Below are 12,599 nucleotides of genomic sequence, written 5' to 3'. Positions count from 1 at the left end.
AACGATTTGTGCATAATTAATTTCTCATAATGTGAAAAATTCATTATCTTTGCATACCTTATAATATATAGCAAATAATAATTAAATCAAATAAATAAAATGCAAAACAAAGGATTAGTCATTTGCGTAGCTGTCTTATTGACACTAGCAAGTATCTTTTACCTGTCTTTTTCGGTAGCTACAAGCTATTATGATGGGCAGGCTGCAAAGATTAAAGACCCTATTGCACAGCAGGATTACAAAGATTCTGTGAAGTATTTGGGTATTTATTCTTACCAAAAATGCCTTGAAACTCAGATAGGCTTAGGTCTTGACTTGAAGGGTGGTATGAACGTAGTACTAGAAATTTCAGTACCTGATGTTGTTGACATGCTAGCCGATCACAAGACAGATCCTGCTTATGTTAAGTCGCTTAATGAAGCTAAAGAACAAGAATTAGCTGGTCAGGGCAACTTTATTTCGCTATTTATTAAGGCTTATCAGAAGAATGCTCCTGGACACAAACTTGCTGAAATCTTTGCTACTCAACAGCTAAAGGGAAAGGTAAGTACACAGAGTACAGATAGCGAAGTTGAGAAAGCTTTGCGTGCAGAGGTAACTGCTGCTATTGACAACTCATATAATGTGGTTCGTAATCGTATTGACCAGTATGGTGTTGTTCAGCCAAACATCCAAAAATTAGAGGGGCAAGAAGGCAGATTGATGGTAGAAATGCCCGGTATCCGTGAGCCTGAGCGTATGCGTAAGCTATTGCAAGGTTCGGCTAACCTAGAGTTTTGGGAAACTTATAATAACCAAGAGGTTGCTCCATACTTGCAGCAGCTCGACCAACGCCTAGCTAATGGCGACACAAAGCCTGATACTACTGCTACAGATTCTGTAAAAGCTACTACTGCATCTACTAACAAAATAGCACTTACCGCAGCTAAGAAAGCCTTTGGTAAGGCTGCTGGTGCTAGCAAAGAAGCTGCTGGTGCAGAGGCTTTGAAGAAGCAACACCCATTGCTATCACGCCTACAACTCATTCCTGGCGATGCGCTTAGTGTCGTAGGTTATGCAAATGTTCGTGATACAGCAGCTATTAACAAGCTCATCCATAGCCAGCTTGCTAAGCAAGTATTACCAACCGACTTACGTCTATTATGGAGTGCTAAGCCTGCTGATAACATCCAAGTAAAGAATACCTTCGAGTTACATGCACTGAAAGTTACAACTTCCGATGGTCGTGCTCCTTTGGAAGGCGATGTTATTACAGATGCTAAAGACCAGTTCGACCAGTTTGGTAAGCCTGAAGTTAGCATGAGTATGAACTCAGAAGGTGCACGCGAATGGGCTGCGTTGACAAAGGCTAATGTTGGTAAAGCTATTGCTGTAGTATTGGACGGTGTAGTTTATACAGCTCCACGTATCAATACCGAGATCGATGGTGGTCAGTCGTCTATTTCAGGTTCATTTACTGTTGCTGATACAAAAGACTTGGCTAACACCTTAAAGTCTGGTCGTATGCCTGCTCCTGCTAAGATTGTTCAGGAAGAAGTAGTAGGTCCTACACTTGGTGCACAGTCTATCCAGCAGGGGCTTATATCATTTGCTATTGCCTTTGTATTGCTCATGTTCTACATGATAGCTATGTATGGCTTTATCCCAGGTATGATGGCTAACTCGGCATTGATCGCTAACTTATTCTTCACACTTGGTATTATGGCATCCTTCCAGTCGGCACTCACCATGCCAGGTATTGCTGGTATCGTGCTTACTTTAGGTACGGCGGTAGATGCTAACGTGCTTATTTATGAGCGTATTAAGGAAGAACTTCGTCTTGGAAAGGGAATGAAGCAAGCCCTTCATGAAGGTTATAAGAATGCGTTCTCTGCGATCTTCGACTCTAACCTGACCTCATTGATCACGGGTGTGATCCTTCTTGTTACAGGTACAGGTCCTATTCGCGGCTTTGCCACCACTTTGATCATTGGCTTGATTATCTCTTTCTTCACAGCAGTATTCTTGACTCGTTTAGTATTTGAGAGCCGTGTTAATAATGATAAGTGGCTTCACCTTTCATTTACAACAGGTATTAGCAAGAATTTGTTGCAGAATACCAGTATGCGTTTTATGCAAATGCACAAGAAGTCGTTTACTATTTGGGGTATCGCAATAGTGATTTGTATTGTAAGTTTCGCTGTTCGTGGTCTAAGTCGTAGCATTGAGTTCACTGGTGGCCGTAACTATGTTATTACATTGTCTAAGCCTGCTCCTGTAGAAGATATTCGTAAGATCTTTGATGGTGCTTTCGTTAATACCGAAGGTGCTAATAAGGGCAAGGCTGCAACAACTACCGTTATCGCTATTGGTACTGATGGCAAGACCATTCGTGTATCTACCAACTGGAATGTCGACTCTTCTAAGGACGATGATGATCAGGCAGAGAATATCCTTTATGCAACATTGAAGAAGCATAACTACGTTTCTCAAGAAAGCGTTGCTAAGTTTAAAAACCCTGATATTCGCGAAGGTGGCTCTATTATTCAGAGTGCTAAGGTAGGTCCTTCTATCGCTAAGAACATTACAACAAATGCTTTTATTAGTGTAGGTTTAGCGATTGTATTCATCTTCTTGTACATCTTACTACGTTTCCGCAACATTGGTTTCTCTGTAGGTTCTATCGTTGGTTTGATTCTTGATACTACAATCGTAGTGGGAATATTCTCGTTGTGTCATGGCTGGATAGGCTTCTCGCTTGAAATCGACCAAACTTTCATCGGTGCTATCTTAACAGTAATTGGTTATGATATCAATGATACAGTGGTAGTGTTCGACCGTATCCGTGAGAATATGGGTAAGCATAAGTCTACATTAGCTAAGTATGGATTGCAAAGACTTTTCAATGAGTCAATTAATGAAACTTTGTCGCGTACCATCAATACTTCGTTTAGTACCTTGATCGTATTGTTTGCTATCTTTATTCTTGGTGGTGATAGTACACGTAGCTTCTCATTTGCAATGATCATCGGTATTATTATCGGTACACTTTCTTCTATTTTCATCGCATCTCCTATTGCCTACATTGTAATGGGACATAAGATTGAGGCGGAGGAAGCAAAGGCAGAATTGGCTGCAAAAGTATAAAGCACTTGTTATCCTCATTAAGAGAATAACATTATTAGGTAAAATAATAAAGTGGGCTTGTTACATTAGTAGCAAGTCCACTTTTTGTATTTTTTACATAGTAGCATAGTATTTTTTACATAGTAACACAGTATGTTGGGCATAGTAACTTGTGGCTTAAACTGCTGAAAAACAGAGGTGTAGTGTGTTTTTAATAACTTTTTTCTATCTGTTGATGATCTTTTTTGTGGTAAAAAAATACCTTTTTAGTGATAAAAGGTTATCTTTTGCGGGTATTTTTAATTTATTTTTCAGTTGAAAATAAATTAAAAACAACTCAAAAATAAATTATTTTTTATAGTGAAAGCTTGCCTATTGACGGGCGAGAGGTAAACGATTACTCTACGAAAGCTTATTTTTTGAACATTTAGCGCATATCTTTTCTGAAATGATAGCAGAGGGAGGACTCATGAATGATATAAAAGCCGTACCTTTGCACCTTATTATATATAAGGTAAAAGGAGTATGATGACTGGAAAAGGAAAAACTTTAGCGGAAACACCCCATAGCATGTTTCAACGCCCATTGTGGGTAACTATCTTTGCGCTTACGGCAGCATTGGTGTGGGGGTGGGCTTATCCGCTTATCAAGTTGGGCTTTGCAGCATTTCAGATAACTCCCGATATGACGGGTTCGAAGATGCTTTTTGCAGGTATCCGCTTCTTTCTCTCGGGTGTTATTATCCTTGTTATGGCAAAGCTGCTGCACCGATCGTTTTCTGTTCGTGCTAAAACCAACTATGGATTTATCCTAGGTTATGCCCTCCTCAACACTACCCTCCATTATGCCTTCTTCTATTTTGGCTTATCGCATAGTGCTGGTTCGCGTGCCGCATTGCTCAATTCGCTCAGTACTTTTTCTGTTGTGATCCTTGCATGCCTCTTTTTTAAAAGCGACAAAATGACGAGAAACAAGTTAGTTGGGTGTATCGTAGGTTTTGCAGGTATAGCCGTGCTGAATGTTGGTAACGTGCAATCGGATACTGGTTTCTCATGGCTTGGCGATGGTATGATAGCGTTAAACGCCCTTTGTTCTGCTTTTGCATCGCTTTTAACACGAGGATTAGGCAAGCGCATAGATATTTTTGTAGGTACAGGTTACAGTTTGGCTCTAGGAGGAGCAATGCTTGTCGTCCCCGGACTGATGATGGGTGGGACATTGCCAGCAGTTACAGGGTGGGGCATTTTAATATTATTGCTCCTGATAGGCATATCTACTACGGGTTTTACCTTATATAATAAGCTCATCAGTTGCAATCCTGTTGGCAAGGTTGCCATTTACAATTCGCTCATCCCCGTTATTGGTGCTGTTAGCTCATGCTTGTGTCTTAATGAAGTGTTTTATTGGAAGTATGTTGTAGCAGGAGTGCTGGCAACGTTTGGTATTTATATTATCAATAAAGATAAATAGAAATAATGTTGGTTAAATCTTTGGTGATTTTAAATAATTTGTATAATTTTGCAGCAATATTAATTATTTAACAAAAAGATTTTTATAAACTAAATGTTATTATGAAGAAGTTATTATTGGCAGCAGCTTTGATGATTACATCGGCTTCTGCATTTGCACAACATGCAGTAGGAGCTTTTACTGTTCAGCCAAAGGTAGGTTTGAGTATTGCAAATATTACCAAATCGAAGGCTGACTGTCGTATTGGTGGCGTTTTGGGTGCGGAATTAGAGTATCAAGTTACCGATATGTTCTCTGTTAGTGCTGGTGCTTTGTATTCTATGCAAGGAGCTAAGTCTGAAGAAGACAAGGAAAAAACCACATTCAAGCTCGATTATATTAATGTTCCTATCCTTGCGAACGTTTATGTAGCTCCTGGTTTGGCAGTAAAGCTAGGTATTCAGCCAGGTTTTAATGTAACCCACAAGACTAAAGTAGAAGCTGAAGGTGTGTCAGTTACAGGAACCCAAGATGGTGTGAATACTGTAGATTTTTCAATCCCTGTAGGTGTTTCTTACGAATATAAGAACTTTGTGCTTGATGCTCGCTATAATTGGGGATTAACAAATATTGCTAAGGGAGGCGAGGTAAGTAATAAGAACAGTGTTTTCCATATAACACTTGGCTACAAGTTCGATCTTTAAATCTACGAAATAGATAAAACCAAAAGTATAAGCTGCTCATCTTTTCAATCATTTTTGAGAGATGAGCAGTTTCTTTTTATTTGATAATTAAATAAGTTTTAGACTTGTTTTTATTAATTATTTTATGTACCTTTACCACCTAATTTAAACTATTTATATATAAGGATATAAAAAAGATTTTTTTATTATTTGTGATGTTGATTTGCGGTATCTCTATTAATGCCCAAGTAACAGTTTCAGAACCAGAGTTTGCAGACGAAACACTTTTGCTAACCTCAAATGGTCAGGGAGTGCTTTTAAAACGAGAAAATGGCACAGTAAAAACCAAAGCAGGTGCTAGCTTATATCTTGTAGGTATTGGTAAAGTTAAGTCGCGCTTAACTTTGGCTGGTGTACATTCTGCTAGCACCATAAAAGGAGCTGCAACAACCCGTCTTATTATAAGAGCAAAGGATAATACAACAGATCCAAACTCTTTTATTAGTATTTTTAAGTTTGATGTTACCAAGAAGGAACGTAGGTATCAACTTGCAGAATCTGGTACGCTGTCTAAGACTGAGACAAACAATCTTTCTAGTGTAGAATTTAAGGCAAAGAAGTATGGCAAAAGTTCATATTTATTACTTTTAGAGGATTTGCAGCCAGGTGAATATGGTATTGTTATAGGTGACCCAAATAATACGAATGAAAAGAATAGTATGAAAGTAACTACATTTACTGTAGAATAAACTTTCTTACAAGCTATCTTCTTAATGATAGGAAGATAGTTAAAACAGTAAAATTCTGCATAGAAAAGGATTTTTTTTTCTTCCTTTTCTGTGCAGAATTTTACTGTATTTGTTTCCGAAAGATTGAAGGATTATGAACGAATTAGATAGGAAGATGGTAAAAATGGGTAATAGAACAAAAACTGTTGTTACGCCCCTCTAGTTTTATGATAAGATGCTTTACTTTGCCTGATTTGTTTGCTGGTAAGCTACATGCGCTTACTTTTCGCAATTAGAAAAATAGAGCGAAAGGTCGTGATTGGTATGATTTTGAGTGGTATGTACGACAAGGAATAGGTCTTGATTATACCCATTTGCAAGAGCGTATATATGAGCTTAATGGTATAGAGATGGGTTATGGGAAGTTTATTGAGACATTAAAAGCTAAGATCTTATCTACCAACATAGAGCAAGTGAAAGCCGATGTGTTGCCGTTTGTTCTTGATCAAAGCGAAATCGCTATTTGGTCGACAGCATATTTTTTACAATTGGTAGATATGATAAAGCTTGCATAAAAAAAATATTTCACCAATGCAAGTAGCAAGGTGGTTCAAAAGTTGCTAAATATTTTGTCTTTTATATGGTTTGCTGTACCTTTGTACCCAATAAAAGTGTAAGTAAATGAGTAAGAAACAGATCCTTCTTATTAATGGTATGGCAGGATATGAAAAAGTAGCAACAGCAGCGATGTTGCCTAATATCTTATATTACGGTAAGTTTACCGTTCTAAAAGCTACCGATAGCGTTAAAGAAGATTTCTCTGTTTTGAAAAGAAAGGCTTCAGCCTTGCTGCTCTCTCTTGAGCAGTATTTAAATTTAGTATAGAGCGTATGGATTGGATTAATGGGCTGTTTTCTTTCCACACTGCCCTCCAGTGTGTTATTATTATTTCGCTTATCTGTTCTGTTGGTCTTGCACTTGGTAAGATCCGAGTAGCAGGTATTTCTCTAGGCGTAGCCTTTGTGTTTTTCGTTGGTATTGCTGTTGGTAATTTCGGATTTAGTGTTGATGCCCAAATGCTCTCATTCTGCGAAACTTTTGGCTTGGTACTCTTTGTTTATACCCTTGGTCTCCATGTTGGTCCTAACTTTTTTGGGTCTTTACGCCATGAGGGAATGGGGCTGAATATGTGGTCGCTAGCAGTTATATTGGTGGGAACACTGTTGTCGATAGCCCTCACCTATACTTTTCATATTCCGATGTCGGATATGGTGGGTATCCTTAGTGGAGCTACGACTAATACCCCAGCTCTTGGTGCTGCTCAGCAAGCCCTTCAGCATGTAGGGGTTAGCGGAGCACGTGCAGCACTAGCCACGGCAGTAACTTATCCATTGGGTGTGGTAGGTGTGATTTTTGCTATGATAGTTATTAAGAAAGTATTTGCAAAGGCAGAAGATATGAAGTCGAAGTCGGGCGAAAATGATAATCACACCTTTGTAGGGCAATTTGTGGTAGCTAATCCTGCTATAGTGGGAAAAACAATAGGGGCTATAGCACAAGGAAGTCATCAAAAGTTTATCATTTCACGTATTTGGCGTGGCGAAGAGGTGGTTAATCCCATGCCTAACACCGTACTTCAAAAGGACGATAATATCCTTGTTGTTACAGGTAACCACGAGGAAGAAGCTATGGAAATAATGTTTGGTAAGATGGTTCAGCGCGATCTTAACAAAGGAGCTGTCGATTGGAACCACCTTGACACAAAGATGGAAAGTCGTATTATAGTGCTTTCTCGCAGTGTGTTGAATGGTAAGCACTTAGGCAGTTTGCATCTTCGCGATATTTACGGCGTTACTGTAAGTCGTGTTCTTCGTGGCGATATTAAGCTTTTAGCTACTGGCGATCTTGTGCTTCGTTATGGCGATCGTCTAACGATAGTTGGTAAGCCAGAGGCAATTGATCAAGCAGAAAAGTTTCTCGGCAACTCTGTAAAGACGCTCAACGAGCCTAATGTGGCAAGTATTCTTTTCGGTATGTTGTTAGGTCTTGCGCTAGGTACTATTCCTTTGTCTTTTTCTGGTATGGATGCACCTATCCGCTTAGGCATTGCAGGAGGCCCTATTATTATGGGCATTTTGATAGGAGCCTTTGGTCCTCGTTTCCGAATGGTTACTTACACCACGCGAAGTGCTTCTCTTATGCTTCGCAAGTTGGGGCTTTCGCTTTATTTGGCTTGTTTAGGTTTAGAAGCTGGAAAGGATTTCTTGAGCACGGTGGTGCGTCCTGAAGGTTTGCTTTGGATAGGTCTTGGCTTTGTGATAACAATGTTACCGCTTATTATAGTGGGTGCAATTGCATTGCGAACAAAGAAATTTGACTTTGGTACTATTTGTGGTATCCTTTGTGGTTCAATGGCAAACCCAATGGCATTAGTCTATGCTAACGATACGGTGAAGGACGAATCGAGCAATATAAGCTATGCTACCGTTTATCCTCTAGGTATGTTTATCCGTGTTATCATAGCTCAAATTCTTGTAATGTTCTTTGTCTGACAAAAGGAAAATAGCTACCTTTGTAGCTCACAAATACTGTTGCTCTGATAGTTCAATGGATAGAACGTAGGTTTCCTAAACCTTTGATCTGGGTTCGATTCCCAGTCAGAGTACTGTTATAACATCCTAATAAACATTTAGTTTGTTAGGATGTTTTATTTTAGCGTGTTTAAGTTCTTATTTGAAAGCCGAAAGTTTAATTAATAGTTAAACTATTTGTAACTTCCTTGTAACACCTTTTCCATAATTTTGCGGCAGAATAAAGAATAATAATTTCACAATATATTATATATATGCAAAATTCCATTTTAAGTAGGTTCACACCAAAAGAGCCAAAGTTTGTTGATCTTTTAAAACAAGTTAGTGCTATTAGTATAGAAGCAGCATCTCTTTTAGGAGAAGCTTTAAAAACTAAGACACAAGAAGAACGGCTAGACTATTTTCATAAGATAAAGGATAAAGAGCATGAGGCAGATGTAATTGCTAACCAGATTTTTGAAGCTTTAGAGTCGTGCTTTATTACGCCTTTTGATCGTGAAGACATCTCAGAGCTATCTAACCGTTTAGATGATGTTGTCGACTATATCAATGGCTCGTCAAAACGTATGGCTATTTACAATCCATATAAGGTACATCCGGCGATTATAAAGTTGAGCGATCTTGTAATTGCAGGCGTGAGAGCAATAGATAAGGGTATTAATATGCTTGCTACTTTGCGCAGTGATAAGAAAGCGTTGAAGGAAATAGTAAATAGTCTTCATGCACTTGAAAATGATGCAGATGAGGTATATGAAATGGCTATTAGAGAAGTCTTTGCACAAGAGAAGAATGCTATTGAACTTATGAAAACCAAAGAGCTATTAAGTGAGCTTGAGAAAACTACTGATGCTATAGAGCATGTTGGCAAGATATTGAAGACTATTATCGTAAAATACGCATAAAACTATGGTACTCCTAATCTCAATTATAGTATTGGGCTTGGTGTTCGATTACATCAATGGTTTCCATGATGCAGCCAACTCCATATCCACTATTGTTACCACACGTGTGCTCACCCCTTTTCAAGCAGTGCTATGGGCTGCATTATTCAACTTTGTAGCTTTCTTCATTTCAAAGTATATCATAGGCGAATTTGGTATTGCTAACACTGTTTCTAAAACCGTTTACGAGCATTATATTACCCTACCTATTATCTTAGCAGGTGTGATAGGAGCTATTGCATGGAACCTTTTAACATGGTGGAAAGGAATACCTTCTTCCTCTTCTCATACACTTATCGGAGGTTTTGCTGGTGCAGCAATTGCTGCAAACGGCTTTGTAGCCATTCAGGCATCTGTTATTTTAAAGATAGCTGCTTTCATCTTCCTAGCTCCTTTGGTAGGTATGTTCATCGCCTTCGTTTTCTCACTCATCGTTTCTTATGGCTTTAAGCATGTGCCTCACACTAAAGCTAGTATGTGGTTTAAGCGTTTGCAGTTGCTTTCTTCAGCACTATTTAGTATTGGTCATGGTATGAACGACTCGCAAAAAGTAATGGGTATCATCGCTGCTGCTATGGTAGCAGCCCATCCATTAGGTATTGGTATGGGGATTAAGTCGGTAAGCGATATTCCTGATTGGGTAGCTTTTTCTTGCTTTGCAGCCATTTCTATCGGAACAATGTCGGGTGGTTGGCGCATTGTAAAGACTATGGGAACGAAGATTACGAAGGTTACTCCTTACGAAGGTTTTATATCGGAAACAGCGGGTGCTATCACACTTTACATCACAGAAATCTTTAAGATCCCTGTAAGTACGACACATACCATTGCTGGTTCGGTAATGGGTGTAGGTGCTACTAAGCGTCTTTCAGCAGTAAGATGGGGTGTTATGAAAAACTTAATGGCTGCGTGGGTACTTACAATCCCTGTGAGCGCATTGCTCGGAGCAATCATTTATGGCATTACGAAATTCTTCATTTAAGCAAACAAAATAGACAGCTAAAATGGCAGATAACCACATCTTGAGTTATCTGCCATTCTTGTTTTTAAAAACTATTGGGCTAAAAATACTAATCTTTTCTACAGAAAACGTTGTCTCTTTTATATGATACCTGCATTAGCAATGTTGTAGAAGAGGAGACTACACTAACTTTTAAGTGATGTAGTTATTTATTGAATAGGATTTTTTTATGTAATAACCAGAATAAATAGTGTATAAATCACTTATTTTATATTGTTTAACACGAATAACTTTATCATATAACTACAAATTTTTAATTTTACAACAACTAACAGAAGCCTAAATTTAATAACGACATAAAATGATCCAAGAAAAGAAAATCGTTGAGTGCGTACCTAACATTAGTGAAGGACGTAACAAAGAGATTATTAAGCAGGTTACAGACGAAATTGAAGCTATTAAGGGTGTAAAACTCCTTGATGTTGATCCCGGTGAAGCTACTAACCGCACAGTTATTACCTTTGTAGGAAGTCCAGAGGTTGTTGTTGAAGCCGCTTTTCGTTGTGTAAAGAAGGCAGCGCAGCTTATTGATATGCGCCAACATCATGGTGCACATCCACGTATGGGTGCCACTGACGTATGTCCTTTGATCCCTGTTGCTGGCATTACGCTTGCGGAATGTGCAGCATTGGCGCGTACCTTGGCAGAACGTATTGCTACCGAATTGTCAGTGCCTTGCTATTGCTATGAAGCTGCTGCACGCACTCCAGAGCGTAAAAATCTTGCTATTTGCCGTAAGGGCGAATATGAGGGGCTGCAAGAAAGAATGACAGTGGAGAAAGAAGCTCCCGACTTTGGCGCACGTCCATGGGATGAAGGAGTGGCACGCACTGGTTGTACGGCTGTTGGAGCACGCGACTTCTTGGTTGCAACCAACTTCAACTTAAATACTACTTCTACTCGTCGTGCTAACGCTATTGCATTTGATGTACGCGAGAAGGGTCGTCCACAGCGTGAAGGTGGTTCGCCAGTTGGTAAAATCATGAAAGACGAGAATGGTAAAAACATTATGATACCTGGCACCTTGAAGGGAACAAAGGCTATTGGATGGTATATTGATGAATATGGCATTGCGCAAGTTTCAATGAATATTACCGATATTAATGTTACTCCACTTCATATAGCTTTCGACGAAGTATGTCGTTGCGCACAAAATCGTGGTATCCGTGTAACTGGTACAGAGATTGTGGGTTTAGTACCTAAGCGCACTTTGATAGATGCTGGTAAGTACTTTTTAAAGAAGCAAAACCGCTCAACGGGTATACCAGAAGCCGACATCTTACAGATTGCTATCAAGTCAATGGGCTTAGACGATTTGAAAGCTTTTAACCCACGTGAGAAAGTAATAGAGTATCTTTTGGAAGACGACGATAAGCGTGCAAAGCTCATTGATCTTACAGTAAAGGACTTCTCTGAAGAAACTTCACGCGAGTCGCCAGCTCCCGGTGGTGGTACTATTGCTGCTTATATGGGTGCATTAGGTGCTGCTCTTGGTACAATGGTTGCTAACTTGTCTAGCCATAAGGCTGGTTGGGATGCTCGTTGGGAAGAGTTTAGCAATTGGGCTGATAAGGGTCAGCAGATACAAGCCGAACTATTAGTGCTTGTTGATGAAGATACTGAAGCCTTCAATCGTATTATGGATGCGTTTGGTTTGCCAAAGGGGACAGACGAAGAAAAGGCGCTTCGTTCGGCAGCTATCCAAGAAGCAACATTATTTGCTACCCAAGTGCCTTTGCATACAATGCAGGCATCTTTCAAAGTGTTTGAACTTTGTAAAGCAATGGCAGAAGAAGGCAATCCTAACAGCGTCTCTGATGCTGGCGTAGGTATTCTAGCAGCACGTGCAGCAGTATTGGGTGCAGGCTTGAACGTGAAGATCAATGCTTCAGGGCTTAAAGATCGTGAAACGGCTGATAAACTTGTAGCAGAAGCTAACGAACTTATCCAAAAAGCAAATGATGCTGAAGCTGAAATTATGAAGATTGTAGAAGCAAAAATATAAGAATAAAGTAACAAGAAGTTAGAGAAGGCTTGTTTTCAGCCATCTCTAACTTCTTTTTTCATATACAATAAAAACC

Annotated in this window: 10 protein-coding genes and 1 tRNA gene; all 11 read left to right on the top strand. The window is 39.3% G+C overall.

Annotated features, from left to right (window positions below; all coding sequences use genetic code 11):
* The first annotated feature begins 99 nt into the window (after positions 1–99).
* The 11 genes from secDF (at position 100) to ftcD (ending at position 12,523) form a co-directional block, all read left to right on the top strand.
* A complete protein-coding gene (gene secDF / locus PREBIDRAFT_RS05275; RefSeq protein ID WP_004339415.1) occupies positions 100–3,126 on the top strand; it encodes a protein translocase subunit SecDF in 3,027 nt (1,008 codons plus the stop codon).
* Between the two features lie 504 nt (positions 3,127–3,630).
* Complete coding sequence (locus PREBIDRAFT_RS05270) at positions 3,631–4,575, top strand: DMT family transporter (RefSeq protein ID WP_004339412.1); 945 nt, start codon at positions 3,631–3,633, stop codon at positions 4,573–4,575.
* A gap of 101 nt (positions 4,576–4,676) precedes the next feature.
* Positions 4,677–5,258 (top strand): porin family protein, encoded by a 582-nt coding sequence (locus tag PREBIDRAFT_RS05265; RefSeq protein ID WP_004338189.1) that lies wholly within the window; start codon positions 4,677–4,679, stop codon positions 5,256–5,258.
* 194 nt (positions 5,259–5,452) lie between these two features.
* Positions 5,453–5,986 carry a hypothetical protein gene (locus tag PREBIDRAFT_RS05260; protein ID WP_004338187.1) on the top strand — a complete coding sequence of 178 codons (534 nt, stop codon included), beginning with the start codon at positions 5,453–5,455 and terminating at the stop codon, positions 5,984–5,986.
* 353 nt (positions 5,987–6,339) lie between these two features.
* Positions 6,340–6,540 carry a hypothetical protein gene (locus PREBIDRAFT_RS11445; RefSeq protein WP_004338185.1) on the top strand — a complete coding sequence of 67 codons (201 nt, stop codon included), beginning with the start codon at positions 6,340–6,342 and terminating at the stop codon, positions 6,538–6,540.
* A 106-nt stretch (positions 6,541–6,646) separates the two neighbouring features.
* Complete coding sequence (locus PREBIDRAFT_RS05250; RefSeq protein WP_004338184.1) at positions 6,647–6,850, top strand: hypothetical protein; 204 nt, start codon at positions 6,647–6,649, stop codon at positions 6,848–6,850.
* Positions 6,851–6,855: 5 nt separating this feature from the next.
* A complete protein-coding gene (locus PREBIDRAFT_RS05245; RefSeq protein ID WP_004338183.1) occupies positions 6,856–8,517 on the top strand; it encodes a putative transporter in 1,662 nt (553 codons plus the stop codon).
* A gap of 41 nt (positions 8,518–8,558) precedes the next feature.
* A tRNA-Arg gene (locus PREBIDRAFT_RS05240) sits at positions 8,559–8,630 on the top strand.
* Between the two features lie 180 nt (positions 8,631–8,810).
* Entirely contained in the window at positions 8,811–9,458 is a 648-nt protein-coding gene (locus PREBIDRAFT_RS05235; RefSeq protein WP_004338182.1) for a DUF47 domain-containing protein, read from the top strand.
* 4 nt (positions 9,459–9,462) lie between these two features.
* Positions 9,463–10,479, top strand: a complete 1,017-nt coding sequence (locus tag PREBIDRAFT_RS05230) for an inorganic phosphate transporter (protein ID WP_004338181.1) — start codon at positions 9,463–9,465, stop codon at positions 10,477–10,479.
* 340 nt (positions 10,480–10,819) lie between these two features.
* Positions 10,820–12,523 carry a glutamate formimidoyltransferase gene (gene ftcD / locus PREBIDRAFT_RS05225; protein ID WP_004338180.1) on the top strand — a complete coding sequence of 568 codons (1,704 nt, stop codon included), beginning with the start codon at positions 10,820–10,822 and terminating at the stop codon, positions 12,521–12,523.
* The last annotated feature ends 76 nt before the right edge of the window (positions 12,524–12,599 follow it).

Origin of the sequence: Prevotella bivia DSM 20514 (assembly GCF_000262545.1) — a bacterium.
Lineage (GTDB): Bacteria > Bacteroidota > Bacteroidia > Bacteroidales > Bacteroidaceae > Prevotella > Prevotella bivia.
This window is presented reverse-complemented; position numbering and strand designations above follow the sequence as displayed.

Excerpts from the sequence above, each read along its gene's own strand:
- ftcD (WP_004338180.1), top strand. The coding sequence starts at position 10,820 with ATGATCCAAGAAAAGAAAATCGTTGAGTGCGTACCTAACATTAGTGAA.
- secDF (WP_004339415.1), top strand. The coding sequence starts at position 100 with ATGCAAAACAAAGGATTAGTCATTTGCGTAGCTGTCTTATTGACACTA.
- PREBIDRAFT_RS05260 (WP_004338187.1), top strand. The coding sequence starts at position 5,453 with ATGTTGATTTGCGGTATCTCTATTAATGCCCAAGTAACAGTTTCAGAA.
- PREBIDRAFT_RS05235 (WP_004338182.1), top strand. The coding sequence starts at position 8,811 with ATGCAAAATTCCATTTTAAGTAGGTTCACACCAAAAGAGCCAAAGTTT.
- PREBIDRAFT_RS05270 (WP_004339412.1), top strand. The coding sequence starts at position 3,631 with ATGATGACTGGAAAAGGAAAAACTTTAGCGGAAACACCCCATAGCATG.
- PREBIDRAFT_RS05230 (WP_004338181.1), top strand. The coding sequence starts at position 9,463 with ATGGTACTCCTAATCTCAATTATAGTATTGGGCTTGGTGTTCGATTAC.
- PREBIDRAFT_RS05245 (WP_004338183.1), top strand. The coding sequence starts at position 6,856 with ATGGATTGGATTAATGGGCTGTTTTCTTTCCACACTGCCCTCCAGTGT.
- PREBIDRAFT_RS05265 (WP_004338189.1), top strand. The coding sequence starts at position 4,677 with ATGAAGAAGTTATTATTGGCAGCAGCTTTGATGATTACATCGGCTTCT.
- PREBIDRAFT_RS05250 (WP_004338184.1), top strand. The coding sequence starts at position 6,647 with ATGAGTAAGAAACAGATCCTTCTTATTAATGGTATGGCAGGATATGAA.